Origin of the sequence: Pseudomonas putida, from assembly GCF_026625125.1 — a bacterium.
In the GTDB taxonomy this organism is placed as follows: Bacteria; Pseudomonadota; Gammaproteobacteria; order Pseudomonadales; family Pseudomonadaceae; genus Aquipseudomonas; species Aquipseudomonas putida_X.
In genome coordinates this window covers 2973331-2999591 of the sequence record NZ_CP113097.1, presented here as the reverse complement: position 1 = coordinate 2999591, position 26261 = coordinate 2973331, and the positions used below count along the sequence as shown (strand labels likewise).

Annotated in this window: 32 protein-coding genes; 19 read left to right on the top strand and 13 right to left on the bottom strand. The window is 56.7% G+C overall.

Annotated elements, in window-relative coordinates:
- Positions 1–7 precede the first annotated feature (7 nt).
- Genes OSW16_RS13820 through ligD form a run of 3 tightly spaced genes read right to left on the bottom strand, consistent with a single transcriptional unit; the run spans position 8 to position 4337 of the window.
- Complete coding sequence (locus tag OSW16_RS13820; RefSeq protein ID WP_267815961.1) at positions 8–763, bottom strand: PIG-L deacetylase family protein; 756 nt, start codon at positions 761–763, stop codon at positions 8–10.
- Positions 760–1806 (bottom strand): acyl-CoA dehydrogenase family protein, encoded by a 1047-nt coding sequence (locus OSW16_RS13815; protein ID WP_267815959.1) that lies wholly within the window; start codon positions 1804–1806, stop codon positions 760–762. The genes OSW16_RS13820 and OSW16_RS13815 overlap by 4 nt, the downstream gene beginning before the upstream one ends.
- Entirely contained in the window at positions 1803–4337 is a 2535-nt protein-coding gene (ligD, locus tag OSW16_RS13810) for a DNA ligase D (protein ID WP_267815957.1), read from the bottom strand. Before ligD ends, OSW16_RS13815 begins: the two co-directional genes overlap by 4 nt.
- 151 nt (positions 4338–4488) lie before the next feature.
- Here ligD and OSW16_RS13805 point away from each other — a divergent pair, with 151 nt between their 5' ends.
- Together OSW16_RS13805 and OSW16_RS13800 are read left to right on the top strand one after the other, a co-directional pair.
- On the top strand, positions 4489–4941 hold the full coding sequence (locus OSW16_RS13805; protein ID WP_267815955.1) for a phosphotransferase system, HPr-related protein: 453 nt from the start codon (positions 4489–4491) through the stop codon (positions 4939–4941).
- Between the two features lie 2 nt (positions 4942–4943).
- Entirely contained in the window at positions 4944–5174 is a 231-nt protein-coding gene (locus tag OSW16_RS13800; protein ID WP_267815953.1) for a metallothionein, read from the top strand.
- Positions 5175–5256: 82 nt separating this feature from the next.
- Here the strand turns inward: OSW16_RS13800 and OSW16_RS13795 are convergent, their stop codons facing one another.
- From OSW16_RS13795 to OSW16_RS13775, 5 genes are read right to left on the bottom strand one after another with little or no spacing between them, the layout of a single operon-like run.
- Positions 5257–5685: a hypothetical protein gene (locus OSW16_RS13795; RefSeq protein WP_267815951.1), complete on the bottom strand. Its 429-nt coding sequence runs from the start codon at positions 5683–5685 to the stop codon at positions 5257–5259.
- Between the two features lie 29 nt (positions 5686–5714).
- Positions 5715–6674, bottom strand: coding sequence for a lysylphosphatidylglycerol synthase domain-containing protein (locus tag OSW16_RS13790; protein WP_267815949.1), 960 nt, complete (start codon positions 6672–6674; stop codon positions 5715–5717).
- The gene (clsB, locus tag OSW16_RS13785) at positions 6674–7876 is read right to left on the bottom strand and encodes a cardiolipin synthase ClsB (protein ID WP_267815947.1); all 1203 of its coding nucleotides are present in this window, start codon (positions 7874–7876) and stop codon (positions 6674–6676) included. The genes OSW16_RS13790 and clsB overlap by 1 nt, the downstream gene beginning before the upstream one ends.
- Positions 7873–8658 (bottom strand): endonuclease/exonuclease/phosphatase family protein, encoded by a 786-nt coding sequence (locus tag OSW16_RS13780; protein WP_267815945.1) that lies wholly within the window; start codon positions 8656–8658, stop codon positions 7873–7875. Before OSW16_RS13780 ends, clsB begins: the two co-directional genes overlap by 4 nt.
- On the bottom strand, positions 8655–9572 hold the full coding sequence (locus OSW16_RS13775; RefSeq protein WP_267815943.1) for a DUF72 domain-containing protein: 918 nt from the start codon (positions 9570–9572) through the stop codon (positions 8655–8657). Before OSW16_RS13775 ends, OSW16_RS13780 begins: the two co-directional genes overlap by 4 nt.
- 208 nt (positions 9573–9780) lie before the next feature.
- On the opposite strand from OSW16_RS13775, the gene OSW16_RS13770 reads away from it, so the two are divergent.
- From OSW16_RS13770 to OSW16_RS13760, 3 genes are all read left to right on the top strand, one after another.
- Positions 9781–10332 carry an ATP-dependent Clp protease proteolytic subunit gene (locus OSW16_RS13770; protein WP_241803415.1) on the top strand — a complete coding sequence of 184 codons (552 nt, stop codon included), beginning with the start codon at positions 9781–9783 and terminating at the stop codon, positions 10330–10332.
- Between the two features lie 171 nt (positions 10333–10503).
- Positions 10504–10716, top strand: coding sequence for a general stress protein (locus OSW16_RS13765; RefSeq protein ID WP_046786214.1), 213 nt, complete (start codon positions 10504–10506; stop codon positions 10714–10716).
- Positions 10717–10981: 265 nt separating this feature from the next.
- The gene (locus OSW16_RS13760; protein ID WP_241803414.1) at positions 10982–11251 is read left to right on the top strand and encodes a DUF6555 family protein; all 270 of its coding nucleotides are present in this window, start codon (positions 10982–10984) and stop codon (positions 11249–11251) included.
- A 35-nt stretch (positions 11252–11286) separates the two neighbouring features.
- On the opposite strand, the gene OSW16_RS13755 is transcribed toward OSW16_RS13760, so the two are convergent.
- Positions 11287–11457, bottom strand: coding sequence for a hypothetical protein (locus OSW16_RS13755; RefSeq protein WP_267815937.1), 171 nt, complete (start codon positions 11455–11457; stop codon positions 11287–11289).
- Positions 11458–11609: 152 nt separating this feature from the next.
- Positions 11610–12479, bottom strand: a complete 870-nt coding sequence (locus OSW16_RS13750; protein ID WP_267815935.1) for a LysR family transcriptional regulator — start codon at positions 12477–12479, stop codon at positions 11610–11612.
- A gap of 147 nt (positions 12480–12626) precedes the next feature.
- On the opposite strand from OSW16_RS13750, the gene OSW16_RS13745 reads away from it, so the two are divergent.
- From OSW16_RS13745 to OSW16_RS13730, 4 genes are all read left to right on the top strand, one after another.
- Positions 12627–13748, top strand: coding sequence for a muconate cycloisomerase family protein (locus OSW16_RS13745; protein ID WP_267815933.1), 1122 nt, complete (start codon positions 12627–12629; stop codon positions 13746–13748).
- A 23-nt stretch (positions 13749–13771) separates the two neighbouring features.
- On the top strand, positions 13772–14062 hold the full coding sequence (gene catC / locus OSW16_RS13740) for a muconolactone Delta-isomerase (RefSeq protein WP_014756783.1): 291 nt from the start codon (positions 13772–13774) through the stop codon (positions 14060–14062).
- A 52-nt stretch (positions 14063–14114) separates the two neighbouring features.
- Entirely contained in the window at positions 14115–15050 is a 936-nt protein-coding gene (gene catA / locus OSW16_RS13735) for a catechol 1,2-dioxygenase (RefSeq protein ID WP_267815930.1), read from the top strand.
- Positions 15051–16182: 1132 nt separating this feature from the next.
- Positions 16183–16554 (top strand): hypothetical protein, encoded by a 372-nt coding sequence (locus tag OSW16_RS13730; RefSeq protein ID WP_267815928.1) that lies wholly within the window; start codon positions 16183–16185, stop codon positions 16552–16554.
- 426 nt (positions 16555–16980) lie between these two features.
- Here the strand turns inward: OSW16_RS13730 and OSW16_RS13725 are convergent, their stop codons facing one another.
- Together OSW16_RS13725 and OSW16_RS13720 are read right to left on the bottom strand one after the other, a co-directional pair.
- Positions 16981–17535 carry a DnaB-like helicase N-terminal domain-containing protein gene (locus OSW16_RS13725; protein ID WP_267815926.1) on the bottom strand — a complete coding sequence of 185 codons (555 nt, stop codon included), beginning with the start codon at positions 17533–17535 and terminating at the stop codon, positions 16981–16983.
- 81 nt (positions 17536–17616) lie between these two features.
- Positions 17617–18027: a helix-turn-helix domain-containing protein gene (locus OSW16_RS13720; RefSeq protein ID WP_267815924.1), complete on the bottom strand. Its 411-nt coding sequence runs from the start codon at positions 18025–18027 to the stop codon at positions 17617–17619.
- A 156-nt stretch (positions 18028–18183) separates the two neighbouring features.
- Here OSW16_RS13720 and OSW16_RS13715 point away from each other — a divergent pair, with 156 nt between their 5' ends.
- From OSW16_RS13715 to OSW16_RS13670, 10 genes are all read left to right on the top strand, one after another.
- Positions 18184–19326 (top strand): phage/plasmid replication domain-containing protein, encoded by a 1143-nt coding sequence (locus tag OSW16_RS13715; RefSeq protein WP_324288777.1) that lies wholly within the window; start codon positions 18184–18186, stop codon positions 19324–19326.
- Entirely contained in the window at positions 19323–19556 is a 234-nt protein-coding gene (locus tag OSW16_RS13710) for a hypothetical protein (protein ID WP_267815922.1), read from the top strand. Before OSW16_RS13715 ends, OSW16_RS13710 begins: the two co-directional genes overlap by 4 nt.
- A gap of 422 nt (positions 19557–19978) precedes the next feature.
- Positions 19979–20308: a hypothetical protein gene (locus OSW16_RS13705; protein WP_267815920.1), complete on the top strand. Its 330-nt coding sequence runs from the start codon at positions 19979–19981 to the stop codon at positions 20306–20308.
- The gene (locus OSW16_RS13700) at positions 20308–20529 is read left to right on the top strand and encodes a hypothetical protein (RefSeq protein WP_267815918.1); all 222 of its coding nucleotides are present in this window, start codon (positions 20308–20310) and stop codon (positions 20527–20529) included. The genes OSW16_RS13705 and OSW16_RS13700 overlap by 1 nt, the downstream gene beginning before the upstream one ends.
- Positions 20530–20538: 9 nt before the next feature.
- Positions 20539–20769 carry a hypothetical protein gene (locus OSW16_RS13695; RefSeq protein WP_267815916.1) on the top strand — a complete coding sequence of 77 codons (231 nt, stop codon included), beginning with the start codon at positions 20539–20541 and terminating at the stop codon, positions 20767–20769.
- Positions 20770–20912: 143 nt separating this feature from the next.
- Entirely contained in the window at positions 20913–21974 is a 1062-nt protein-coding gene (locus tag OSW16_RS13690) for a hypothetical protein (protein WP_267815913.1), read from the top strand.
- Positions 21975–21989: 15 nt separating this feature from the next.
- Complete coding sequence (locus OSW16_RS13685; RefSeq protein ID WP_267815911.1) at positions 21990–22274, top strand: DUF2523 family protein; 285 nt, start codon at positions 21990–21992, stop codon at positions 22272–22274.
- A gap of 3 nt (positions 22275–22277) precedes the next feature.
- Positions 22278–23309, top strand: a complete 1032-nt coding sequence (locus OSW16_RS13680; RefSeq protein WP_267815909.1) for a zonular occludens toxin domain-containing protein — start codon at positions 22278–22280, stop codon at positions 23307–23309.
- A gap of 52 nt (positions 23310–23361) precedes the next feature.
- Complete coding sequence (locus tag OSW16_RS13675) at positions 23362–24606, top strand: hypothetical protein (RefSeq protein ID WP_267815907.1); 1245 nt, start codon at positions 23362–23364, stop codon at positions 24604–24606.
- Between the two features lie 280 nt (positions 24607–24886).
- Positions 24887–25258, top strand: a complete 372-nt coding sequence (locus tag OSW16_RS13670; protein ID WP_267815928.1) for a hypothetical protein — start codon at positions 24887–24889, stop codon at positions 25256–25258.
- Positions 25259–25684: 426 nt separating this feature from the next.
- On the opposite strand, the gene OSW16_RS13665 is transcribed toward OSW16_RS13670, so the two are convergent.
- Positions 25685–26239, bottom strand: coding sequence for a DnaB-like helicase N-terminal domain-containing protein (locus OSW16_RS13665; RefSeq protein WP_267815926.1), 555 nt, complete (start codon positions 26237–26239; stop codon positions 25685–25687).
- Between the last annotated feature and the right edge of the window lie 22 nt (positions 26240–26261).

The window sequence follows — 26261 nt, the reverse complement described above, 5'->3', positions numbered from 1 at the left end:
AACTCCTTCACAGGAATACCAGTTCGAAGGGTTGCAGCATGCAATCGAGCAGGTCGGCAGGCAGCACCGGCGCCCGCCCTTGGTCGGGCTCCAGCTGGCTGTGGTACGCGGCCAAGGCCTGACGCTTGCGCGCAACCCGTGTTTCGTCCAGCTCGATGCGATGTGCCCGTTGCCAGGGTAGGCGCGGGTCGTCAGGCTGTGCCCAATGCCAGGCCCACACAGGCACCTCCACCAGTTGCACCTGGCGCGCCAGGGCAGCCTGCGCTGCCGCCCGGCCAAGCGCTTCGTGGTCGCAGTGGCCGTCGCCGCGCCAGGTAGTCATCAGCACATCATCGGGCTTGAGCAGTTGGTTGAGGTGATTGACCAGGAACGCTTCGTCGCGTGACAGCGCCCCATCCTTGAGGTGCAGGCGCCGCCAGTCCAGCCGGTTGAGGTCCAGGTCCAGCTGCTGCAGGGCGTGCCGGCTTTCAAGTGGCCGTTGACGGCGCAGGCGATGCTCGGTCCAGGTCGCCGATTCTGGGTGGCTTCCTTCACCATCGGTGACGGAGATCAGCAGCACGTCCTGTTCGCGGCCGTGCAGCCCGGCCAACAGTCCACCGGCCATGAGGATCTCATCATCGGGGTGGGGCGCCAGCAGTACCAAGCGCCGGCCTGCGGGTAGTAATTGCTCCGGCGTGATCCAGCTCGCCCGCGCCAGGTGTGCAGACTGCTGCCACTCGGCCCACGGCCTGCCTTCACTGGCCTTGATCAGGTTCTCACTCATAGTTGCCAGGCTCCTGCCGGCACCTGGGCCAGCTGTTGGCCAAGTGCGGCCAGGTCACGTTCTGCATGGCTTTGGCGCAGAAACACCGGGAGGTCGGCGCTCAGCCGTGCAAAGTGGCTACTGCGGCAGAACGGCGTTGCGCCCAACGCCCGCCCCACATGATGGATCACCTGCTCTACAGCCTGCTCTACCTGGGCACGCACACGGCGTACCTCGAAGCTGGCGTCGGCGTTGGGCTGGCGGTCTATCCACGTGGCGCATTCGCGCAGTGCCGCACGGGCACCGTACAACGCGGCATCCACTGCCCCCAGGTGTGCCTGGGCGTGGGGATCCGGGTGCGGTTTGCAGCAACGCTCACGCAAGTAATCGGCCAGCGCCTGCGCGGCGCCGTACCAGCAGGCGGCGATCCCCGCACCGCCGTGCCAGAAACCGGGGCGCGACAGGTACTGCCCTGGCTTGCCGACGGCGATCCCGGGCGCAGCCTCGAAGGTGATTTCAATGCTGGCGGTCGTCGCCATGCCCACCGCTTGCCAATGCTCGACCTGCACCCCCTGGCTGGGATGGGCCAGCTCGATCGCCACCAACTGCGGCTGGTCGTCATCCTCGGCCCAGGCCGTGATCAGCGCGCGGTCGATCTGCAAGGCACCTGAGCACCAGGCCTTGCTGCCGGCAAGGCGCACCTGGTCGCCATCACGCTCGATGATCCGAGCCCGCGCATCAGGGGGCTCGGCGGCCCACACACCCCATATTGCGTTGCCCGCCAGGTGCGCGGCGCCGCATTCGGCAAGGATCGCCAGTGCGTCGGTATGGCCTTCGTACACTTTGGCCAGCGCCAGGTCGCAACCGGCAATGCGTGCCAACGTCTGCCAGCGCTGCAAGGTAAGCCCTTGGCCCGGCAGCGGCAGTTGGTCGAGATGGTCCGCCTTCAGCGCCTGCATCAGTTGCGACAGCTTGTTGTCCAGGTTCAAAGGCTGCGCGCGCTCGCTGAACGTACGCAGCAGGCTATCGAGGGTGTTCAGGTCAACATCCTGAGTGATGCTCATGTCATCCCCATCTGTTTGCGCATGCGCGCTGTGATCGACTGTCGGGTCTTGCCCATGTCCGCCCAAGGGTCATCGACCTCGGCCAAGCGTTCGTGCAGGTTGCCGATATGCCACTGGTTGGCGCCTTTGAGCTGGGTAAGTTCCTCGCGCCAGATCGGCACAGACACCGGCAAGCCTTCCCGGGCCCGCAGGGAGTAGGCGCAGGCTGTGGTGGCGCCTTTACCGTTGCGCAGGTAATCGATGAAGATCCGCCCGACCCGGTTCTTCGGGCCAGACACTGCGCTCAGCCGGTCGGGGAACAACTTGGCCAGGTAATTGACGATGGCATGGCTGAAGTCTTTCACCTCGTCCCAGCCCGCACGGCGGGTCAACGGCACTACAAGGTGCATGCCTTTGCCGCCGCTGGTCTTGAGGAAGACTTTAAGGCCCAGTTCGTCGAGCAGGGTGAGGGCCAGCTGAGTGGCTTCGATCATGGCCTTCCAGGGCAGTGCCGGGTCCGGATCGAGGTCGAGCACGAAGCGGTCGGGCTTGTCGAAGTCCTTATCGGTGGCATTCCAGGTGTGCAACTCGAGCATGTTCATCTGCACGGCACCCAGTAGCGTGTCAGCGCGGTTGATGACCATCGCCGCCTGGCCGGCCTCGGCCTTGTCGTAACTGAGCACATTGGCGATATGCAGCTGGTCGGCGTTTTTCTGGAAGAACAGTTCGCCGTTGAGGCCCTCTGGCGCCCGTACCAGCGCGACCGGCCGGTCCATGAGCTGCGGGAGAATCCACTGGCTGACGCCGGCGTAGTATTCGGCAACCTGGCGTTTGGTTGCGCCAATGCTGGCGTCGATGATCCGGTCCGGATGCGTCAGGCGCAGGTCGCCCAGGTCTTCTGGCGCTTTGCTACGCCTGGTTTTGGGCAGGGTCTTGGCTGGCATGGCGCGCTCCAGGTCGATGGCGCTGGCAGGTTTGTCGTCGCGCAGCCCGTGGAAAACCGAATGGCGTACTACGCCGTCGCGTGTCATTTGCGCGTACGCGACCTCGGCCATCAGTTCTGGCTGGAGCCAGTGGACACCCCGAGCTTCCGACCCGGTGGGTGGCCGGGGCAGGGCTGGCTTGCGGATCTCCAAAGGCTTGAGACGAGCATGGATACTCTCGAGCGTGGTGGCGCTGAAGCCGGTACCGACTTTTCCGGCATAACGGAGCTCGCCGCTGTCTGGGTCATGAAGGGCGAGCAACAGGGCACCGAAGCCGCTGCGGCTCCCCTTCGGGTCCGTGAACCCAACGATGACGAACTCCTGGCGCTGCTTGCACTTGAGTTTGATCCAGTCCGCGCTGCGCCGCCCTGTGTAGGGGCTGCCGGCGCGCTTGCCGATCAACCCTTCGAGCTCCAGCCGGCAGGCGCTGTCGAGCAGCGACTCGACCGGCTGCTCGAAGTCGGCGGAAAATTGCAGAACATCGGACTGATCATGCTCAAGCAGGTCACTCAATGCGTTGCGCCGGTCTTCCAGTGGCAATGCGCGCAGGTCCTGGCCACCCAGGAAGGGCAGGTCGAACAGGTAGTAGACGATCTGCTCGTCGCGCTCGGTATCGAAGGCATTCTGCAATGCCTGGAAGTCGGCCACGCCGTTCTCGCCGTTGACCACCATCTCGCCGTCCAGCCAAGCGCTGTCCAGGCCCAAAGCACGCAGCTCGGCCACCTGCCGGGGCATTTTATGGCTCCAGTCGTGGCCGTTACGGGTGAACAGGCGCACGTCTTCGCCTTCGATACGGGCGAGCACACGATAGCCGTCGAACTTGACCTCATAGCGCCAGTCGCCAGCGGGAGGCGAATCGACCAGGGTCGCAAGCTGCGGTTGCAGTTGCGCGGGCAAGGCTGTTTTCTTGCCTGCGCCGTTTGGTTTGCGCTTGGGCGGTTTGGCAGGTTTGGCAGGTTTGGCAGGTTTGGCAGGTTTGGCAGGTTTGGCGCTGGGACTTTGCCGCGGCACGAGCGTTCGATCGCTGATCACGCTGTCGGGCTGCGCTTCGACAATGCTGTAGTCGGCCTCGCTGCGTGCCTGTGCATCGGCGGACTTGACCAGCATCCACTGCTCTTTCTTGCCTGAAAGACGGGTGCGGAACAGGTTCCACACGCCACCGAGCTTTTCACCCTTCAAGCGAAAGCGCAGCTTGCCTTTGCTGTAGGCTTGGTCCGCGTCGCCTTCTGGCTCCCAAATGCCACGGTCCCAGACGATCACATCGCCGGCGCCATAGTGCCCCTGGGGGATATTGCCTTCGAAATCGGCGTAATCGAGCGGGTGATCCTCTACATGCACCGCCAGGCGCCGCACCTTGGGGTCCAGGGAGGGCCCTTTGGGGATGGCCCAGCTTTTCAGCGTACCGTTCAGTTCGAGCCGGAAGTCGTAGTGCAGGTGGCTGGCGTCGTGCTTCTGAATGCAGAACTGCAGGGCCTGGTGACGTTTTGCACGGCCGCGCTTGCCACTGGGTTCGGGCGAGGCATTGAAGTCGCGCTTGCGCTCATATTCCTGCAGGGGCTTGGCCTTCATCTAAGGCTCCCAGGGGTGGCTGTCTCTCATTTGGGAGGCAGCGGGCAGGGCGCGAGTTCAAAAAATCGATCGCCCGCGGGCGGGCAAAAAACTCTGAATTTTCCAGGCCCACTCGCAGTCGACCGAACACACCCCCTGATGGAGAGCCCAAATGAGCCGACCCGATGATCGCCAGCCTTACACCCCCAGCGAAATCGATGACACCGAGGACCGCATGGGCAGCGTGCACGAGCTGGACTTCAGTGACCGCCCGGAGGGGCGCATAGGGGATGAGCGCCCAGCCGCGGAAGTGGCGAAGGACTTCCCGGCGCGTCGCGTCGCAGAAAGCGGCATGACCGGCGGTGAGACACTGACCGACAGCGTGCATGAAGACAACGTCACCGACGACGACCTGAGCCCTGGCACACTGCTGGATGAGACTGGCGCGCGCGACCCCTACGAGCCTGGTGATGACGAAGGCCCGGCAGACCAGAACCTGCGTGAAGTCGATGCGCAGGAGATCGGTGGTGGCATTGGCCTGGATGAAGCCGAGTTGGCACGGTCCGCGCCGCTGGACGGTGAACCTTGGACTGATGAAGTGGTTGATGACGAGCCGAGGAACTGACCATGAATGAGCGACGATGTGCCTGTGGGAACTGTTCGTGCATGGTGGACGAGAATGCCCGCATGCAGAACGAAAAGGCCTACTGCTGTGAGGCCTGTGCGTCCGGGCACCGTAACGGTGAACCGTGCCGCATGAGTGATTGCAAGTGCGGTGACGCGGCCCAGCCTAATGAAAGCAAGGTTGACAATGCCTTGGATGAAACTTTCCCGGCCAGCGACCCGATTTCCCCGTGACGGCTTCAATAGCTAGATAACTGCGGCAGAACACGCCCCAGGGCTGGCCATACCAGCTCCTGGGGCTCAGCTTTGCCTCGCTTCAATGCGTTTGCCAGATCCCGTTATTACGCTCGCAGTCCGCACGGGCCTGCCCAAGGCTGGGGGTGTCGTAGTAGTAAGTCATCACCCGGGCTTCCTTGGGCAGCGCCGGGCTTGTGGAGGGCTCGTCACGCCCTGCCGATTTCGGGTTGGCGAGGGTTTCCTGGGTCAACGGTGCGATGCAGCTACCGACACTGCCATCGGCGCAGCGCGGCACCTTGCGCTTCTCGGTGCTGAGCATCTCTTTGCTTTCATTGCTGCACGACCAATTGATCGCTTCAGCCGGCATGTCGCTGAAGCTGTAGCAGGTCCGTCCCTCAACGGGCTTGACCGCTTCGCTGGAGGAACGCGTTATCACTTCGCACGCTTCAGCCAGCACTTCTGTGCTGGCCAGGCCGCCCAGCACCACCATCAGCAGGGATAAACGCATGTGCCACCTCCCGGGCTCAGGGCCCGTGGTCAAGTCTTGCGTAGGGTCGCTTCACCGCGTTGGCGCATGGCGCGGGCGCGTTTTTCCAGTACCAGGTAGGTAATCACCGCCAGCAACAGCGGGATCAGGTAGTAGAGGGTACGGTAGCCCAGCAATGCTGCCACCAGGCTGCCCTGGCCCAGTTGGCCGTGCAGCAGCGCCAGGAACACGGCTTCGAGCACACCCAGCCCGGCGGGAATATGGGCGACAACACCAGCCACGCAGCTGATCAGCAAGATGCCGAGTATCGAGGGGTAGAACAGGTCACCGGGCAGCAGCCAGTAAATCAGTGCGGCCATCAATGCCCAGTTGCTGGCACCCAGCGCCACTTGGCACAGCGCCAGGCGCATCGAGGGCAGGGTGATTTCATGATCGCGCACACGCCATGTACGACGCTTGGCAAAACCGCAGGCCAGCAGATAGGCCAGCGCCACAGCCAGCAGCAGAAAACCGATCAACTGCAGCCCGGTCACACCCACCGCCCAGCTGTCCGGCAACTTGACCAGGCGCAAGGCGAACACCGTGCCGGCCAACAGCATGTAACCCATCCAGTTGGTCAGCAGCCCCAGGGTCAGGATTTTGGTGATGGTGCCGGTGTCCAGGCCCAACCGCCCATACAGCCGATAACGCAAGGCAACGCCGCCGACCCAGGTCGTGAAGTTGAGGTTGAAGGCATAGCAGACGAAGGCCACCGGCAGCACCTGCCGCGCCGGCAGGTGGTGGCCCGTGTAGGCGCGTGCCAGCAGGTCGTAGCTGGCGAATGTGAGGTAACTGCACACCGCCAGACCCAAGCCGATAATCAAGGTGCTGGGCTTGTAGTCGACCAGTGACTGGCGAACCTCGTTCCAGTCAAGGTTGCGCGCCAGCATGTACAGCAGCGCCGGAATCAGCACGATGAACAATAGGGTCAGCAGGCGCTTGCCCCAGATATGCCAGTCTTTGTGCTTCATCAGGTATTGCCCTCGTGCAGGTCGCCCTGGGCCTGGACTTCAGGCTGGACAGATTTCAGGCGTTGCCGGTGCGCCGGGAACCAGCCGGCAATGCGCGGGAAGTAGCGGGTGAGGTGGAAGCCGATGAAGATCAGCGGCGCCCGCCACCAGTAGCCACGGATCATGCGCTCCAGCGTCACCGCCTTGCAGTGGTCGCTGGCGAGCGAGGTCAGGTGTTGGTCAAGGTGCTGGTTGAATGCCCGATCACGTATCAGCAGGTTGGCCTCGAGGTTGAACGACAGGCTCAACGGGTCAAGGTTGCTGGAGCCTACCGTCGACCATTCATCGTCCACCAACGCGACTTTGCCGTGCAGGGGGCGCTGGCAGTACTCGTGTATGCGTACGCCGTCACGCAGCAAGTAGTTGTACAGCAGCCGCGACAGCGCGCGGACCCAGCGCATGTCCGGCTGGCCCTGGAGGATCAGAGTGACCTCTACACCGCGGCGCGCTGCATTGCGCAATTCACGCAACAGGCGGTAACCGGGAAAGAAGTAGGCATTGGCAATCACGATGCGTTGACGTGCCGCGCGCACGGCTTGCAGGTAGCAGGCCTCGATATCGCTGCGGTGGCGCGTGTTGTCCCGTTCGACCAGCACAGCGCTGATTTGGCCAGCGGGCTGGGTAAGCGGGCGCACCTGGCTAGGCGGTTCAAGCACCGGGGCCATCAGCTGGCGGCTGGAGGCGTGCAGCTGCGCCACCACCGGCCCGCGCACTTCCACCGCATAATCCTGCTTGGCCATCGGCCCATAATCGCCAAGGTGATCGGCGCTGTAGTTGATCCCGCCAATGAACGCCAGCTCGCCATCGATAACGACGATCTTGCGGTGCAGGCGCCGGAACAGGTTGGTCCGCATGCCGGCCACCCGCGGTTGCGGGTCGAATGCATGAAACCGCACACCTGCTTCTGTCATGGCCGCAATGAACGCATCCGGCAGGTCGGCTGTGCCGTAACCGTCCACCGCCAGCTCCACCCGTACGCCGCGGCGCGCCGCCTCGATCAGCACCCGCTGCAGCTGTTGGCCGACCTTGTCGTCGAAGATGATGAACGTTTCCAGCAGGATCTCTTCGCGCGCCTGGGCCATCGCCTCGAACACACGCGGGTAATAGCCTTCCCCATTGATCAACAGCTCGACGCTGTTGCCCTCTACCCAAGGTTTGTTCACAGATCGATCTCCGCAGCCAACGGTGCATGGTCAGACAAGTGTGACCAGGGATAATGAGACAGCACTTGCGCTTTGCTCGGTTTGGCATTGCGCAAGTAGATACGGTCCAGCCGCAGCAGCGGCAAGCGCGCCGGAAAGCTGCGGGCAGGGCTACCGAAGTGCTCTCCGAACGCTTCCACGAGGCGTTGCGAGAGCACGGCATCGGCCTTGAGGCGCCAGTCGTTGAAGTCCCCGGCGACAATCACAGGTGCGTCGGCAGGCAAGCTGTCGAGCAAGTCGAGCAGCAGGCTGACCTGGCGCTGCCGGTGGGCTTCACGCAACCCCAGATGCACGCAGACGGCATGAACCGACTCGTGGCCTGGCACGTCCAGGCGGCAGTGCAGCAGGCCGCGCTGTTCGTTGCCATGGATCGATACATCGAGGTTGCGGTGCTCGGCGATTGGGAATTTGGACAGCAGCGCGTTGCCATGGTCACCATGCGGGTAAATCGCATTGCGGCCGTAGGCGAACTGCGGCCACATGCTGTCTGCGAGAAATTCGTACTGCGGGGTGTCGGGCCACTCGGCATGGCGCAGGGCATGGTGCTCATGGCTGCCGTGGACTTCCTGCAGGAACACAAGATCGGCATCGGTGGCGCGCACTGCCTCGCGCAATTCGGGCAGGATGAAACGCCGGTTGAGCGCGGTGAAGCCTTTGTGCACGTTGATCGTCAATACGTTGAGACGATGCACCGTGGTGATCCGGTCGATGACGCTGGTGGGTGTAGGCAATGTCTTGTTCACAGTTCCACCTGCGGTGTGACACCCGGTTCTGTCACCAAGTGGCCATTGAGATCCATCTTGTGCAGAAGGCGGCGTGCATCGTAAGGGGCATGTACCTTCTGGTCGTTGTCGAAGTAGCAGTACACATCCCGTGAAGCACGCCGGGGTGGCGGCTGATCGACGATCAGGTGGGCATCATCCGGCTGCTCGCCGCGGCTCCAGCATTCGATACGCTGCTTCCAACGGCGCAAGGCGCGGGCGGTGTAGCCGCTGCTGTAAAGCTCGACATCGCCATGCAGGCGCAGGTACACGAAGTCAGCGGTCACGTCTTCGACATAAGGCCATTTACCCGCGCTGTCGGCGACTACGAGCGCCACCCGGTACTTGCGCAGCAACTGCACGAACGTCTCGCACAGAAAGCTCTCATTTCGAATTTCCACCGCGTGACGCAGGCGGGTATTGCCGTCGATGGGGCTGCCGCCATTGTGCTGTAAACGTTCTGCACAGTTGCGGGCGAAGGCGTTCGCCGCCTGGTGGTCGTGAGGCAACAGCGCCAGGAAACGCTCGAAGCGGTCCGCATCAAATGCCATGTTCGGCGGGAACTGCCACAAAATCGGCCCAAGCTTGTCGCCCAGCGATAGAAGGCCAGATGCAAAGAAGTTGGCCAGCGGCTGTTCGACGTCCTTCAGGCGCCGCCCGTGGGTGATATAGCGGGGCCCTTTGACTGAAAAGACGAAGTCGTCCGGCGTATCGTCCCGCCAGCGCTCATAACGTTCCGGGGTCTGCAGGCTATAGAACGACCCATTGATCTCTATGCTGTTAACGGCGCGCGAGGCAAAAGCCAATTCATCATCCTGCCGCAGGCCATTGGGGTAGAAGTCCTTGCGCCAGGGGCCATAGCGCCATCCGGATATGCCGATGCGGATCTCGCTCACACTGTGGTCCTCATTGCTGTCCCATTATTAGCGACACGCAGCGACCGCAAACGGTTCAGGATGGTTGACCAGTGGCGATCTGGCCCGCGCCAGGGAACTTTGCACCCGCTCACGTTTCCACCGCAAACCAGGCCTGAAGAATACCTTGCGCTGGCGCAAAGGGAGGCCTGTTCACCCTACGGGAATGACCCCCACATTGGAGGTAAGCATGGCCCGACACATCATTCACTTCACCGGCCCGATCAATTCGTCCACCTGTGGCAACCTGATCAGCACCTGCTCCAAAGTGATGCACCAGGGTGGCGATGTGCTTCAGTTGAACATCGCTACGATGGGCGGCGAATGCAGCTATGGGTTTACCTTGTACAACTTCCTTCGCGCCCTGCCGGTACCCGTGCACACGCACAACCTCGGCACCGTGGAATCGATGGGTAACATCCTGTTTCTGGCGGGCGAGCGCCGTACCGCCTGCGCGATGAGCAAGTTCCTGTTTCACCCGTTTCACTGGACATTACACGGTGCGGTCGACCACGCGCGTATGGCCGAATACGCGATGAGCCTGGATTACGATTTGCGGCTATATGCCCAGATCGTTGCCGAAAGAACCGCAGGCAGTGCCGAAACGCTAGACGTTCAACGCTACCTGATGGCTTACCCGCGGATACTGGACCCTCAGGAGGCACTCGATAGCGGCCTGATTCATGCCGTCGATGAGATGCCGATCGATTCGCAGGTGACCCAGTGGAGTGTGCATGCCTGACACCCGGACCAGGGGCAAATAGGCTGGTACGCAAACATTTTCCCGGGCGGTGTTTCGTGCCACCGGTCAGCTGCCCACGATCGAATTGAGCATTCCTGTGCGTCGACGGTTCGGAAAAAGGGCATGGCAAAGATTCATGCGTCCCACCATCCCATCGCAAGGAGAAACGGCATGGCTCGTGATCAAGAGCGTACTGGACAACGTGGCGGCACCAAGGAAACCAACCCGGGCAACTTTGCCAATGACCGTGAACGGGCTTCCCGTGCAGGCCAGAAGGGCGGGCAGGCGTCGGGTGGCAACTTTGCCAACGATAGAGAGCGCGCCTCGCAAGCTGGTCGCAAGGGCGGGCAGAACAGCCATGGCGGGGGGCGCCAGCCGAATTGAAGGGTCGCCGTCGTCGAGGCCTGTCGGTGCTACCAGCGGCCTCGGCCTCCACTCGCGCAGGGATACTCAAGCATCCGCGCAGCGGCCTAGGGTTCGACGACCAGCGGGGCAATGCCGCAAGGGAATCATGCTACCTGGCGATGCATCTAACCCGCTGCTTTGCGAGGTGGTGCGGGAGTAAAATTGTTGGACAATTATTTTGAATCTTTCCCGATGGGCATCACTCAATGAATGAGTCATCCATGGAGAAGAGGAGGGCCCCGTGATGCCTAATCCCCAGCTGTATATCATTGACTACCAACTGCATGGCCAGCCACGCAGTTTCATCATCCGCATGGAGCGGATGGATAATACCGAAGCCTGGCATTGGGCCAGTTGTGATGCGGGTATTGGCATCATTCCTAAGTTCGGCCGCGAAAAAATCAAGAAAGTCAGTAAACCCATGGCTGAACGCTATGGCATTACCGCAGTGAGTTGGCGGCTGTCTGGGGGTAAACCCAACCAACCGGTCAGTGACTCTGCAATTAGCAGTTGAGGGAAACGGAGCGGGTCCTCGCCCGCTCCCTAGCGTCAGGCGCCTGATTCGGGGTCGCTTGCTGGTACGCCTGGATGCTGCTCTTCATCATCGGTGAGATTCGGGTCAGCATCCGGGTCGTCCACTCGATCGTCAGGCTGGTCCGGATCCAGTTCAGGCCAGTTATCTTGGGCATTACCGCCCCCCATTTTCATTAGTGGGTTCATCACGGTTCTCCTTGGCGTCAGATGCACTTTGGAGTGCGATCGAGCGACAGATGATCAGCCGGCGTAATGGGAAAACCGACAGATGGATCACGACCGCAGCACGGGTTTTATCGGCCGACTTTGCCAGCATTACCAGGTGGGGCAGGGTGTCATTAATTGATGGTCGAGATGATTGCCAGGCAACGCCGAACGATCGGGCTGATGTCACTGGCGCGGCGACTGAGGATGATTGGAGAGACGGCTTCGCTTTCTTCCAGCCGTGCGTAGGTCAAGTCGGCGCGGTGCTGCTGCTGGACCGAGGCGGGGACGAGGGTAATGCCAAGCCCTGCCGCCACCAGACCCAGGGCGGTCTGCAACTCGTTGGCCCATTGGGATACCTGGATGCCCATGCCATGGTTGGCGAATAGCGCCAGTACATGGTCGGCGTAACTGGGCCGAGGGTTGGCTGGGTACAGTACGAAGCGTTCCTTCGACAGACGTTCCAGCGTTATCGGTTGGCCTATCAAGTGGTGCCCAACGGGTAACACCGCGACCAGTGGGTCCTCACGCAACACCTCCTGATGAATAGCCGCATCGTCGAAATGAATCCGGCCAAACCCTATATCGATGCGGCCGCTCTTGAGCGCCTCGATCTGCTGCAACGTAGTCATCTCTTGCAGCCCCAGCTCCAGGTCTGCATCGCGCCGAAGTTCTCGAATCAGTTCCGGCAGCACGGCATACAGGGTTGACGGGGCGAATCCTATGCCCAGCCATTGGCGTTGACCTTGGCCTATGCGCTTGGTGTTTTCGCATAGCTGCTCAAGCTGTTTGAGCAATGTGTCGCTCTGCTCATAAAAAAAGCGGCCGGCTTCGGTCAACTGCAACGGTCGACTGCGCTCCAGCAATGCGGTGCCCAAATGCTCTTCCAATTGCTGAATCTGCCGACTCAGGGGCGGCTGGGCGATATGCAGGCGTTCTGCCGCGCGGGTGAAATTCAGGGTCTGCGCAACGGCCTGGAAATAACGAATATGCCTGAGCTCCACAATACCTCCCAGGTATGGTGCGAGATGGAAACAATATTGGACTCAACGAATGTCGAAGGTCGATCCTAAGGTACACGAAACAAGATCCTATGGGTATTGAAGCCTTGATGGCGATCCTTACCTCTACCTTGCGAGATGGAACCTGAAATGACAGCAGCCCGGATCGAGCGCCTTGAGACGATCATTGTCGACCTGCCGACCATTCGGCCACACAAACTGGCGATGCACACCATGCGCGGCCAAACCTTGGTCATTCTTCGCTTGCTGTGCAGCGATGGCATCGAGGGTATCGGGGAGGCCACCACCATTGGTGGGCTCGCCTATGGCAACGAAAGCCCGGAGAGCATCAAAAGTAACCTGGACAGCTACTTCGCGCCTTTGCTGATCGGCCAGGACGCGGAGAACATCAATGCGGCAATGCAGCGCCTGGACAAAGCCATCAAGGGCAACACATTCGCCCGTTCTGCAGTGGAAACGGCGTTGCTCGATGCCCAAGGCAAGCGCCTGGGACTACCGGTCAGCGAGTTGCTGGGCGGCCGGGTGCGTGATGCGCTGGAAGTGGCCTGGACCCTTGCCAGTGGTGACACCGGCAAGGACATCGAAGAAGCCGAGCGTATGCTCGAGCAACGTCGCCACCGCATCTTCAAACTCAAGATTGGCGCCAACGCACTCGCGCATGACCTTGCCCATGTGGTGGCCATCAAGAAAGCCCTGGGCGACCGCGCCAGCGTCCGTGTCGACGTCAACCAATACTGGAGCGAGTCGCAGGCCATCAAAGGCTGCCAGGTGCTGGGTGAAAACGGTATCGACTTGATCGAACAGCCGATTTCACGGATCAACCGGGGAGGGCAGGTGCGCCTGAATCAGCGCAGCCCTGCGCCCATCATGGCGGACGAATCCATCGAAAGTGTCGAGGACGCTTTCAGCCTGGCGGCCGATGGTGCTGCCAGCATCTTCGCGCTGAAGATCGCCAAGAATGGCGGCCCCCGCGCCGTACTGCGCACGGCCCAGATCGCCCAGGCAGCCGGCATTGCGCTGTATGGCGGGACCATGCTGGAAGGGGCTGTGGGCACCCTGGCATCGGCACACGCGTTCATTACCCTGGATCAGCTGCAATGGCACACAGAGCTGTTCGGCCCGCTGCTGCTCACCGAGGAAATCGTGACCCAAGCGCCGGTGTACCGCGACTTCCAGCTGCACGTTCCTGCCACGCCGGGCCTGGGGCTGACGCTCGATGAAGAGCGCCTGGCCAGATTCCGCCGTACTTGAAACCTTTATAGGAGATTGGGCAAATGCTGTTTCACGTAAAGATGACTGTAAAGCTGCCAGTGGACATGGACCCGCAAGTGGCTGCCCGCTTGAAGGCTGATGAAAAGGAACTGGCCCAGCGCCTGCAGCGTGAGGGGAAATGGCGTCACCTGTGGCGCATCGCCGGCCACTACGCCAATTTCAGTGTGTTCGATGTGGACAGTGTCGAAGCGCTGCACGACACCCTCATGCAACTGCCTTTATTCCCCTACATGGACATCGAAGTGACCGGCCTGTGCCGCCACCCTTCGTCGATTCATGAAGATGATCGCTGAGCGTCGCCACGCTCGCTGTTGTGAATCATAAGAACAAGATGAGGATCCCATCATGACTGTCAAAATTTCCCAAACCGCCGACCTGCAGGCGTTCTTCAAACAAGCTGCCGGGTTGGACAACGACCAGGGTAGCCCTCGGGTCAAGCAGATCCTGCTGCGCATCCTGCAGGACAGCGCACGCCTGATCGAAGACCTCGAAATCACCGATGACGAATTCTGGCGCGCCATCGATTACCTCAACCGCCTGGGTGGCCGTGGAGAGGCCGCGCTGCTGATCGCCGGCCTGGGCCTCGAGCATTTCCTGGACTTGCTCAACGACGCCCGGGACGCGCAAGTCGGCCAAACCGGCGGCACCCCGCGTACCATCGAGGGGCCCTTGTACGTCGCCGGCGCCCCGCTGTGCGAGGGCGAGGCACGCATGGATGATGGTACGGAGGACGGCGTTGCCACCACGTTGTTTATCGAGGGCCAGGTCATCGACCTGCAAGGCAAGCCGATCGCCGGGGCCATCGTTGACCTGTGGCAAGCCAATACCAAAGGCAACTACTCGTACTTCGACAAATCGCAGTCGGCGTTCAATCTTCGCCGCCGCATCGTGACCGATGCCGAAGGCCGTTACCGGGCCCGCAGTATTGTGCCCTCGGGGTATGGGTGTGACCCGCAGGGGCCGACTCAGGAGTGCCTTGACTTGCTCGGGCGTCATGGGCAGCGACCCGCGCACATCCACTACTTCATCTCGGCACCGGGGTACCGCCATCTGACGACGCAAATCAACCTGTCAGGGGATAAGTACCTGTGGGATGACTTTGCCTACGCCACACGCGAAGGGCTCGTCGGCGAAGTGAAGTTCATCGAAGACGCTGGCTTGGCGGCCAAACGAGGCGTGGAAGGGCGTTTTGCCGAATTGTGCTTTGACTTCCAACTGCAGCCTGCGGTTGAGACGGGTGAAGAACAACGGAGCTTGAGGCCGCGGGCGCTGCAGGTTTGAAGCAGAGCAGGATGTCGTTCTTTTCTCGAAGATCCAGGATTGGTCATTGCCCATAGGGATTCGATTGGGAGTTGAAGTTGATAGCCAGGTAGGGGCGTTGGCGGTGCCCGGGAGGCTTACGAGTCGTTTGACATGGAGGCGAAATCGCCTTGATCTAAGTAATATGAATCAAGGCGGTACCACCATTAACATGTAGGAAGGGCTGGTAGATCATGGCACCCAAATATAACTAAACTAAATGAATATTTAGTTTAGTTATTCCTTAGATTCATATCATAAGGGCAGGGTAGCTGATCTGGTGAGCTGGGGGTAGCTCATGTGTGATCGCTAGCGCTTACGTTTTCACGATAGGGTTCAAAAGTGAGCTACGGGTAGCTCAATTGGTGGGCTACCTTCGGCGGCGGTCACCATTAAGGAGCGCATTCAATGACTCACTTTCCAGGCTGGATGCTTGAAAGCGCCCATAAATAGGTCAAACACTGAGCTTGTGGACGTCCAAAACGTCCTGAATTTCCGTGCCTGATCAGCACCGAGTTACGTCCGGCGAAACCCATAAGCTCGACATGTTAGCACTCAAAGCGGCTCACCAGCACCTGCAGTCAATCGGCAATAATCCACCTAAATATGCCCGCAGCGATTCGCAAGACCTTGGCCCTGGATAGCCAGGAAGGTTCGTGCGACGTTATGAGGATGTGTCACCAACAGCCGGTATCAGTACGAGTGGACTTGCTGAAAGTTTTCCAATCCAGCGCTGATGAGGTTGCTGCGGTGGACGTCGGCGAACGTGGTTGGCGATTGCAAGTAACGAGGCTCGCAGGATCAATTTGTGGTGAATCACATCGCTGAGGTCCAGGCCCGAGCTGCAGCGCGTGTGATGAAGGCCAGCGCCTGGCTCCAAATCTGCCCACCCACGGCCCGGTAGCTCCATACCAAGGTGCGCATAATGTGACGCACGTTATGTTAGCGAAGCCGGCCGATTAGGCCGAATCAGGCGCCGGGAAAATCGCGCAGCCCCGGCGCCGGATTTACACATAGCGTGCATTATGCGTGGCCCTTTTTTGATGGCATTTATTCAACCAGGTCATCGAGCTGCAGCACGTTTTTGCAATCAAAAAATGATGGAGGGAGTAGGGTGGAAGGCACTGCAAAGCAGATCGCTTTGGCTGAGAAAATCAGGGCTGAGGCAATGGATTCCCTTCGGGCTGCCGGGTTGGCCGCCCCTCATTTTCGCGTGGCTTGCCAGGCTCTTTCTGAGGCTGTTTCGAGCATTACCGATTCGTCCTGGATCATTTCCAATCGCTACAATCTCGGGCTCAAAGTAGGCGTCCTTTATGGCACTGATCAGCCTACGATTACGGCTCAGGAAGTATTTTATCATCAGCTTTTGCGGAATGAATTTTGGCGAGAACCGCGTCTGCGCAAGGGCATTTCCACATTCACAAAAGAGCGTCAGGCAGCGATCAAAGCTCTGTTTCAGGAAGCGTGGCGGCTCGAAAGAGCCTAGGTTTTCGGGTATATTCTGCCGTGTTGGCCGAAAGGCACGTTGCAATATTTCTGGCCGAAAGGCACACACGAAGCCCGCTTCTCAGCGGGCTTTTTGCTGCCTATTTTTCGAGGTAGTATCTTGCCGTACACGTTACTGCATCCAGGTTCGCAGCCCAGCTTTCTCACCTGGACTGCGAGAGAAGAACCGCCCGCACGGCGGTTTTTTTTCGTCCTTTTCCCGTGCTCGGCTAAGTCAAGGGCCGCGACCCCGGCTCGTCGTGACAGCGCCTCATCGTCACGATGAACGGAGTCCCGGGCGAAGCGTACCCTTGACCACACGCTGACCCTTACCCTCTGCAAGGGAGTTAGGAGGTGCTTTTCCTCCTGACTCCCGCCGCGTCACAAAGGGTGACCCCCCGGAGGGCCGTCGGAGACGACTTTGCTTTTATTCCGTGTAATAGACGTAGCAGATGTGTTCGCCGTGTGGATTTGATAGCAGCCACTGAGGATCTTCTGTCCACCACACGGCACCGTGCGAATAACCGTGGTCCATGACCTCACGGAATCTCATCAGCCGCCGGCTGATCTTTTCTTTGGTATCGAAGCCTGATCGAAGATCGCCAAACGCTTTGATGATTCGGGCCATAGCGTCCACTTTTTCCATCAATCCTGACGGCGTATCCCGTGCGATTTCGGCCAGTTCCTGCAACGTTATTGGATCGCCCGACAGCTCCAGATCCTCCAGGATGAGAAGGATGTCGATCGGGTCCTGTCGGCGGTAGAGGCGCTCGATGGCCATGAAGATCAGCCGGTGGGTTGAGGTGCCGAACGAGCCGGCATTCAGCTTGACCTGGTTAATCAAAACCGAGATCAGCGGTGCCTCTCCGTAGCGTCGAGGCTCCAGCCCCATCAAGATCAGCCAACCGAGCAATTCGCGCTCGATGCCCTGCACGGTAAGCTCCTGCATCTCGATCAGGCCTTGGCACTTGCTGTTCAGCACTTGTAGCGATCCTTGCGGTTTCTGGCTGGAGGAGTGGGGGTGCTGTTACACCCCCACTTCATTGCGGATATCCGCATTTTTTCATTTTTGTTGAGCCGTTTTTCCATAGCGTTTTAGAGGAAGCGCCAGATTCTGTCGGTCTCGATTTTCCTCCATCCTGATTCGCTCCAGCTCGAATACACGTTCTTGTACGAGCATTGCTCGGATCACTCGTTTGACCGTTTGCCTGGTTTCTTCTTCCGTTTTGCTCAGCTCGCGTACCAGAAGTGATAAGTCACCGTCCTCCGTCAGCTCATCGTCGTCGAACATGATCTGATCGGCTGAACAGCCCAGTGAAATGATCACTTTCTTCAGGTTGTCCGCCCTCGGATTCGAGACCTCACGCTCGATGTCCGCCAGAGTCCTCTCAGGCATTCCGCTGAGCCTGGCTAGCTCCTTGAGTTCCAGGCCTTGCTTGAGTCGTTCCTGCCTGATCCTCGTTCCAATGCCCATTCCGCACGCCTCCAAAGACAGTTTCCCGTTGCTATAGCCCTATTATCAGGAAAAAACCGTTCTTTTTCTCTTGACTGCATCGGTGGACTGTCTATCATCGCGGAATACCTCCGTTGTGACAGAGGTAATCCGTGGTTTCGATAGCAAGGTTCAGGGATGCACATCTTCTACGACTGGCTCTCCGCCTACCAGGAATACGATTTCGACCTGCCTAAGGTGACGGACATTGTCATTGAGACCCTGTGCTCAAAGACTGGCGAGCTTTTGTCGAGCAAGCAACCTGGCTTCAAGCATGAAGGCAGCTGGTCGACCGTGATAATCATCAGAGTTCATGGCCGTCGGGTATTCATTGAAGGGAATCCAAGCCGCATCGATAGGGCAGACAACCTTTTTGGTTATACAACAATTGAGCAGTGCGTGATCGTTTACAACCGTATTTTGGCTCAATACGGCCTTCCTCCGTTAACGAAGTGTACCCGGATTGATTTTCGCCAAGGTCCAGACGGACAACATGTTGGTACCACTGCCGATGGCATGGTAATTACTCGCATTGACGTGACGAGCAATCACGCTGTCGGTAAAGGTAACGTGCCTGCATATTTGAAAGGTATTTCAAGTCAGGCTATCGGTAGGAATTATGGTTTTTTGTATCCCAATGGTCGCACTGCCACCTGGACAACTAAGGCTCTAGGGCAGGGTGCTCGCCTTCAATTCCGTAAGGCTTACGATAAAGCATTCGAAATGCTTAGTAATAGTCTCCCAAAAGTAAAAAGAATCTTCGGCGAGACCTCCGAAGAGTATAAATACATCCAGAAGGTTCAGGCCTATTGCGAAGAGCAAGGCATTGTTCGCTTTGAACAAGGATTCAAGGCTGAATTTCTCAAACGCCATCACTTGGCCTATTGGGGCTTATTTGACGAAGGTGAGTTAACCCGCCTCCATAAAGATTTTTTGAAGCTTGATCAGAAGCTTAAGGTGAATGCCATGGACTTGTTATCGATCGCTGAACAGCTTGTCGCCTCGGGTGTTCGCCCTAACATGAGGGCTGCCAATACGACTGCTATGTATGCAATCCAGTGGATGAATGCACAAACTCCATTGGATTTTTCGAAGCGCCAAGTTAATGAGCATGCTGCACATCTTAATCGCATTGGAATTAACATCCGAATGCCATTTGATCACACTAAGTTTTCGCCGGTCATCGTTAAAGAAATTCGTGAGGTTACACGTGTTTCTGTTATCGAGATTCCTAACTGGTACAAGCGCCCGGCTGGCCATTTGCAGTTGGTGGCAGCGTGATTACTGTTCGTTTTGACGGAGCCCGTCTAACTGCTTCTGATCGTCGCAACATTGAGTTTCGAAAATCTCTTGAGGCGTCACGCAAGAATTCCGTCCTACAGCAGTCTGTCGAACAAACAATTCAGGCGCTTGAAACTCGTAAAGAGCAGGCAGTTAAGCCCGAGCGTATTTGGGTTCTGGAGTATGAAGCGAAAGGCACTCTCTGTATTGCTGAATGGATGGGTTACTAAATGGACCGTGTAACTTATCAAAACCTACGTTTTGAGGTGGAGGCCCAAATAGATGCTGCAATTCGATCTCCAGGACTGGATCAATCTGCTTGTGTTAATAGCCTTATGCGCGTCTTTCTTACTGCATTGGCTCAACAGGAAGTAAAGCGCCAAAAGTCACGACGTGAGTTTATGACTTTCCGCCGTGATGACTCTGTCCAGGTCCCTGGCTGGGCATTTCATCCACAAGATAAGCGCAGCTGAGGCTAAATATGCAATGCACGCCTGATGTTGTAGTTACTGGCTTTTTATTGGGCCTTGGTTTGTCTCTTGGTTCCTGCCTAGTGCTGGCTTGTTCGACTTATTTCTACTTCTTTATCAAAGAACGCTTCGCCATTAAACGTGCCCGGCTGGGCATTTAACTCCCCAGTGGAATTGAAAATATGAAAATCTTGAAAGGCGTTATCGTTGACGTAATTGATCGTGGCACTGCTGAAAAGCCATGGGCTATCGTAGGTATCCAGGCAGAGAGCCTGAACCGTAATGGCATGAAGCAATTCGAGCTTTATGAACTTTCCGTATTCGGCGATGCGGTAAAGCAGGGTCTCCACAATGCGTATCGCGCTCAAAAGGGCGTCGAAGTCTACGCGCCGTTCAACGTATCTTATAACGAGCGTTATAAAGAGTTGAATTATCAGTTGGCCGGTATTCCCCTCCGCATTGAGGAACAGCGCCCAGTCGGTAATGGTGCAGCTGTTCAGAAGGCTTCGTAATGTCTGGCACCCTTTATTGTCCTTCTGACCTAGTAACTGAGGGCGGGGTGCCGATCTGTTCTTCTAATTGGGTGGTTATTCCTTATAACCCGCCCTTTGATCCATCTCAGCTTGATCCGCTTGTTGCGGCCCAGGCGTTGGGGTCCGGCTTTACTCTCGTTGGAACATTTCTTGTTTTGGCTATGGGTATCCGGGTTGTTTTAAACTTCTTTCAATCATGAGGCTTTAATATGTCCAAGAAAAATAAGTTCAAGAAATCCGCTGTCGTTGCCACTGTAGCCGCTGTTCTGGCTGCGCCTGCTGTTTTTGCTGCCGAAGGTGCCGTCGATTATTCGGCGCTTACTTCCTCTGCTGATTTTTCGGGCGTTAGTACGGCAATTCTTGCTGTTGCTGCTTCCCTGGCCGGCGTCCTGGTCGTGGTTAAAGGCGCGCGCCTGGTACTCGGCTTCTTCGGTCGTTAATTCGAACCTGCTGCACCTGGGCGTCTTCGGGCGCCCTTTTTTTGTCTGTAAATCGAGGCCCTTGCCATGGAGCAATTTTATTACTTTGCATTTTTCTGTATTGGGGCTGGCTGCGCATTTGCTGTTTTCACAGGGTGGGTTAAATGAGAAAATTTTATTCGCTTCTTGCTCTTTTAGCCTTTCTGAATTTTGCGCCTAGTGCTTTTGCAGGATGGCAGTGTTCTGACTCTTACAAACAAGGCGCGACAGCTGCGGCTTGCTCATCTGCTGGAGTTAAGAGCACGCCGGAATTGTTTGTTGCCGCTTATGTGGGTTACCTCAGAAGCTCCAACACCGACACTACTAAAAGCAACTTTACAGCGAAAGGTTGTTCTGCACTGTCCTCCACTATGTATAAGTGTGATTACTCATACACTCTTACATACGACCAAGCCGGCACTCGAGAAATGGCAAATATTGTTTTTGCTGTGCCAGCAGAGGATGTTGTTTGCCCTGAGGTTCTTCGGTCACGCGGCTCTTTATCCCCTGCAAGTTACAATGGCAAAGACTACTCTGTCATTTGGTCTACACGTCAAGTTACTGAGGATATTTGTCATGATTCCTGTTTGTATCTTGCTTCCTCTGCTTCTACTAGCACATGCTATTTAGTTACAGGCTCAACAGATACTGGCTTCTGTAATTTTTCTGTAGGGCTGGACTCTTCCAGCCCTAATTGCACTGTCGAATCTGCCTATTTACCTCCAGGCACTGGTGATCCTTTGAATGCCTCTGACCCCGATGAGGGTGAGGATACAGGGGAGGGTGGTGATACCGGTGGCGGTGACGTAGGAGGAGGTGATGGAGGAGCAAACTCTGGTGATGGCTCAGTGTTTGTAAGGGATATCGCTTTTGTAAATCCAGGCAACATCGATGCTACTTCTATCATAAATAAGGAAGAAAACGCTATAGGTTATCAGCGTTACGCTCTGCAAATGGAGGTTGATTTTAATGAGTCTGCGTTTGGTAAGGCACTCGTAGATTTTGATTCAAAAATATCTGGCAGTGCGCAACAAGGAATTTGCCCCGCACCTGAGATACCGGTATTCGGAACTGTCGTAACACTTGATGCTCACTGCACCTTGCTGTCCAATTATTCGGGAATTTTGAGCACGGTTTTCTTGGCGTGCTGGTCCTTATTGGCTGTCCGTGTGTTCTTGACTGCTTAATAATAGGTAGCCTTTATGACTTCTTTTGCCCAGTGGTTAATCTCAATTATTGAGCAGCTTATTCAGTTTATTCTTGACCTGCCGCTTATTATTGGTGAGTGGTTTTGGCAGGGCCTCTTGTACCTTGTAAGCAACAGTAAAATCGTTCCGTTAATCGAAGCATCTGGCGATCTGTTCTCAAATATCGATCCGGGTGTCTGGTACTTCCTCAACTTAATGCACCTTCCTTACGGGCTAACCATGGTTACGGGCGCTTATGTTCTCAGGTTTCTTGTCCGTCGCATTCCTTTTGTAGGGTGATTTATGGCTATCCATGCATATGTAGGCAAGCCAGGCCATGGTAAAAGCTATGGCGTTGTTGAGCATGTTGTAATTCCTTCCTTGAAGCAAAATAGGCATGTGGTTACAAACATCCCTCTTTCGGTTGATGATCTCCTAGCTACTTTTGGCGGAAATATTACTCAGCTGCCTTCTAATTGGTTCGAATTAGATGATATTTCTGAGGTGATACCACCTGGTTCTGTTGCTATCCTTGATGAATGTTGGAGACGCTGGCCAGCTGGGCAGAATGTCAATCATGCAAATTTAAGCGATAAGTCCCTGTTAGCAGAACATCGTCATCGCGTTGATGACAAAAATAACTCCATGCGCGTTGTGCTTGTTACACAAGATTTAGCTCAAATATCTAGCTGGGTTCGCCTGCTTGTTGAAACCACTTATCGTATACGCAAACTGAGTAAAAAAACGTTCAAGGTTGATATTTATCAAGGTTCAGTAACCGGTGATAGTCCGCCCAAGTCAAAACTTGTTCGAACAACAGGTGGGGCCTTTAAATCATCTGTGTATTCTTTTTATCAGTCTGCAACTCTTTCTAGCTCTGGCGTAGGAGATGAGTCTGCGGCTGATGGGCGTTCTAGTTTCTTGCGTTCCTACGGGCTTTGGCTATGTGTCTTCGGAGCTTTGTTTCTGCTCGGATTTGGTTTTCATTACTCGAAAAAGTTCTTTCAGCGTGATGACGCCAACACGATTAGCGCCGTCAACGCAAAGGTAAGTGCAGTTGCAGCAAAGCCTGTTGAGCCGCCTTTATCAACTACGTGGCGGCTGGTTGGTTTTGTTCACCCCTCAAAGCCTGACCCGAATTCCAGAGCTATATCTGAATCATTAGCTCTCATATCTGATGCAAATGGCAATACCAGATACATATCGTTTAGTCACTGCAGGTATGTTTCAGACTTCACTGAGGCTTATTGTGTTGTTGATGGTTTAAAAATTACAGCCTGGGCCTTAAAAAAGTCCAACCCTATAGTTGGTGGATTGATTGGGGGAGGGGTTTAGCGTAGCGCTGACCCCTATCCCAAGCAATCCACAAATCATGGACATTGACGTTATGAGCATCTGCAAATCTTTTAGCCGTTACTTTGTCGCCGCCTTTCTCTCGGTGATTATCAGCCAAACATTTGCGGAAGACGGTCCGCAATCTCTGACCTTTGACTTTCAAACTATTCAAACATCTGCGGCCTTACAGCTTCTTGCCGATTATAGGGGGCTAAATCTTGTCCTGGGCGAAGGTGTTAGCGGTTCGCTGTCCATGCGCATGAAGGATGTTACATGGGACGAAGCCATAGAGTTCGTTACTGCGCCTCGCGGCTTACTCTATACGGTTGAAGGAAAGTTTTTGCATGTGAGTGCATATCCACGCACTAACGCTGATCCAGGTTCATATGACTCATACGCTGGAAGCGCTTCAGCCATGCCAGCGGCTGCAAGTCAGTCATATAAGGTTTCTGTGCTTAAAGTAAGAAATATTCCTTCCATTGATGCCATCAAGGCATTTCCTTTGGATCAAGGCGAGAGTTTGAACGCGGAAGAAGGCTCATCCGTTATTGTTGCGCGCATGAACACCGAGCGTTTGTCTGAACTGCGCCATTACCTCGATGCCGTCGACTATTCTCGAAAGCAAGTGATGATTGAGGCACGAATTGTTGAGGTTGATCGTTCGTACACCAAAAATCTTGGTGTTCAGTGGAGCACCTCTGTAGGCAGCGGCGCAGGAACTTTGATTGGTAGTGTGCCTTTGGGTTTAACACCAGCTGCTATTGCTGGATTCGGCATTACGTCCAGGTCTTTCAATCTAGATGCTGAGCTTGATGCCATGGAACAAGCAGGCAAAGGTCGTGTGATATCTAGTCCGCGCGTTTACACGACAGATCGGCATCAGGCGAAGATCATTAAAGGTTCGCAGGTTCCTTATCAGCAGTCTGCCGGTGATGGGGCCACGTCCGTATCTTTTAAAGAAGCTGCGTTGTCGCTTGATGTTATGCCTCTCGTAAACGACCAGGGCGTGCTCCTGGACGTGGTTTTGAGCAAGGATGAGCCTGATTACTCTAAAGCCATGAACGGGGTGCCGCCGATTAACACAACGTCGCTGACGTCGCGTGTGTTCTCGGGCTTTGGGAAGACGATTGCGTTGGGAGGCGTGTATTCGGATGCTGACAGCACGGTCGTGCGTAGCGTGCCGTTCTTTGGGAAAATCCCGGGCTTGAAATGGTTGTTCAACAGCACGTCGACGGTGAAGACGCAGACTGAGCTGGTTTTGTTTCTGACGCCGCGGCTAGTCGATGCTGGCATATAACTATTCTAAATAGTCATTTAGCGTAGTTAGACGTTTTAGTGCTGAAAAGTAGGCTACCACCGCCCTGCAAGAAAATCCACGGGTACGCATAATGTGACGCACGTTATGTTAGCGAAGCCGGCCGATTAGGCCGAATCAGGCGCCGGGAAAATCGCGCAGCCCCGGCGCCGGATTTACACATAGCGTGCATTATGCGTGGCCCTTTTTTGATGGCATTTATTCAACCAGGTCATCGAGCTGCAGCACGTTTTTGCAATCAAAAAATGATGGAGGGAGTAGGGTGGAAGGCACTGCAAAGCAGATCGCTTTGGCTGAGAAAATCAGGGCTGAGGCAATGGATTCCCTTCGGGCTGCCGGGTTGGCCGCCCCTCATTTTCGCGTGGCTTGCCAGGCTCTTTCTGAGGCTGTTTCGAGCATTACCGATTCGTCCTGGATCATTTCCAATCGCTACAATCTCGGGCTCAAAGTAGGCGTCCTTTATGGCACTGATCAGCCTACGATTACGGCTCAGGAAGTATTTTATCATCAGCTTTTGCGGAATGAATTTTGGCGAGAACCGCGTCTGCGCAAGGGCATTTCCACATTCACAAAAGAGCGTCAGGCAGCGATCAAAGCTCTGTTTCAGGAAGCGTGGCGGCTCGAAAGAGCCTAGGTTTTCGGGTATATTCTGCCGTGTTGGCCGAAAGGCACGTTGCAATATTTCTGGCCGAAAGGCACACACGAAGCCCGCTTCTCAGCGGGCTTTTTGCTGCCTATTTTTCGAGGTAGTATCTTGCCGTACACGTTACTGCATCCAGGTTCGCAGCCCAGCTTTCTCACCTGGACTGCGAGAGAAGAACCGCCCGCACGGCGGTTTTTTTTCGTCCTTTTCCCGTGCTCGGCTAAGTCAAGGGCCGCGACCCCGGCTCGTCGTGACAGCGCCTCATCGTCACGATGAACGGAGTCCCGGGCGAAGCGTACCCTTGACCACACGCTGACCCTTACCCTCTGCAAGGGAGTTAGGAGGTGCTTTTCCTCCTGACTCCCGCCGCGTCACAAAGGGTGACCCCCCGGAGGGCCGTCGGAGACGACTTTGCTTTTATTCCGTGTAATAGACGTAGCAGATGTGTTCGCCGTGTGGATTTGATAGCAGCCACTGAGGATCTTCTGTCCACCACACGGCACCGTGCGAATAACCGTGGTCCATGACCTCACGGAATCTCATCAGCCGCCGGCTGATCTTTTCTTTGGTATCGAAGCCTGATCGAAGATCGCCAAACGCTTTGATGATTCGGGCCATAGCGTCCACTTTTTCCATCAATCCTGACGGCGTATCCCGTGCGATTTCGGCCAGTTCCTGCAACGTTATTGGATCGCCCGACAGCTCCAGATCCTCCAGGATGAGAAGGATGTCGATCGGGTCCTGTCGGCGGTAGAGGCGCTCGATGGCCATGAAGATCAGCCGGTGGGTTGAGGTGCCGAACGAGCCGGCATTCAGCTTGACCTGGTTAATCAAAACCGAGATCAGCGGTGCCTCTCCGTAGCGTCGAGGCTCCAGCCCCATCAAGATCAGCCAACCGAGCAATTCGCGCTCGATGCCCTGCACGGTAAGCTCCTGCATCTCGATCAGGCCTTGGCACTTGCTGTTCAGCACTTGTAGCGATCCTTGCGGTTTC

Excerpts from the sequence above, each read along its gene's own strand:
- OSW16_RS13820 (WP_267815961.1), bottom strand. The coding sequence starts at position 763 with ATGAGTGAGAACCTGATCAAGGCCAGTGAAGGCAGGCCGTGGGCCGAG.
- OSW16_RS13815 (WP_267815959.1), bottom strand. The coding sequence starts at position 1,806 with ATGAGCATCACTCAGGATGTTGACCTGAACACCCTCGATAGCCTGCTG.
- ligD (WP_267815957.1), bottom strand. The coding sequence starts at position 4,337 with ATGAAGGCCAAGCCCCTGCAGGAATATGAGCGCAAGCGCGACTTCAAT.
- OSW16_RS13805 (WP_267815955.1), top strand. The coding sequence starts at position 4,489 with ATGAGCCGACCCGATGATCGCCAGCCTTACACCCCCAGCGAAATCGAT.
- OSW16_RS13800 (WP_267815953.1), top strand. The coding sequence starts at position 4,944 with ATGAATGAGCGACGATGTGCCTGTGGGAACTGTTCGTGCATGGTGGAC.
- OSW16_RS13795 (WP_267815951.1), bottom strand. The coding sequence starts at position 5,685 with ATGCGTTTATCCCTGCTGATGGTGGTGCTGGGCGGCCTGGCCAGCACA.
- OSW16_RS13790 (WP_267815949.1), bottom strand. The coding sequence starts at position 6,674 with ATGAAGCACAAAGACTGGCATATCTGGGGCAAGCGCCTGCTGACCCTA.
- OSW16_RS13770 (WP_241803415.1), top strand. The coding sequence starts at position 9,781 with ATGGCCCGACACATCATTCACTTCACCGGCCCGATCAATTCGTCCACC.
- OSW16_RS13765 (WP_046786214.1), top strand. The coding sequence starts at position 10,504 with ATGGCTCGTGATCAAGAGCGTACTGGACAACGTGGCGGCACCAAGGAA.
- OSW16_RS13760 (WP_241803414.1), top strand. The coding sequence starts at position 10,982 with ATGCCTAATCCCCAGCTGTATATCATTGACTACCAACTGCATGGCCAG.
- OSW16_RS13755 (WP_267815937.1), bottom strand. The coding sequence starts at position 11,457 with ATGAACCCACTAATGAAAATGGGGGGCGGTAATGCCCAAGATAACTGG.
- OSW16_RS13745 (WP_267815933.1), top strand. The coding sequence starts at position 12,627 with ATGACAGCAGCCCGGATCGAGCGCCTTGAGACGATCATTGTCGACCTG.
- catC (WP_014756783.1), top strand. The coding sequence starts at position 13,772 with ATGCTGTTTCACGTAAAGATGACTGTAAAGCTGCCAGTGGACATGGAC.
- catA (WP_267815930.1), top strand. The coding sequence starts at position 14,115 with ATGACTGTCAAAATTTCCCAAACCGCCGACCTGCAGGCGTTCTTCAAA.
- OSW16_RS13720 (WP_267815924.1), bottom strand. The coding sequence starts at position 18,027 with ATGGGCATTGGAACGAGGATCAGGCAGGAACGACTCAAGCAAGGCCTG.
- OSW16_RS13715 (WP_324288777.1), top strand. The coding sequence starts at position 18,184 with ATGCACATCTTCTACGACTGGCTCTCCGCCTACCAGGAATACGATTTC.
- OSW16_RS13705 (WP_267815920.1), top strand. The coding sequence starts at position 19,979 with ATGAAAATCTTGAAAGGCGTTATCGTTGACGTAATTGATCGTGGCACT.
- OSW16_RS13700 (WP_267815918.1), top strand. The coding sequence starts at position 20,308 with ATGTCTGGCACCCTTTATTGTCCTTCTGACCTAGTAACTGAGGGCGGG.
- OSW16_RS13695 (WP_267815916.1), top strand. The coding sequence starts at position 20,539 with ATGTCCAAGAAAAATAAGTTCAAGAAATCCGCTGTCGTTGCCACTGTA.
- OSW16_RS13690 (WP_267815913.1), top strand. The coding sequence starts at position 20,913 with ATGAGAAAATTTTATTCGCTTCTTGCTCTTTTAGCCTTTCTGAATTTT.
- OSW16_RS13685 (WP_267815911.1), top strand. The coding sequence starts at position 21,990 with ATGACTTCTTTTGCCCAGTGGTTAATCTCAATTATTGAGCAGCTTATT.
- OSW16_RS13680 (WP_267815909.1), top strand. The coding sequence starts at position 22,278 with ATGGCTATCCATGCATATGTAGGCAAGCCAGGCCATGGTAAAAGCTAT.
- OSW16_RS13675 (WP_267815907.1), top strand. The coding sequence starts at position 23,362 with ATGAGCATCTGCAAATCTTTTAGCCGTTACTTTGTCGCCGCCTTTCTC.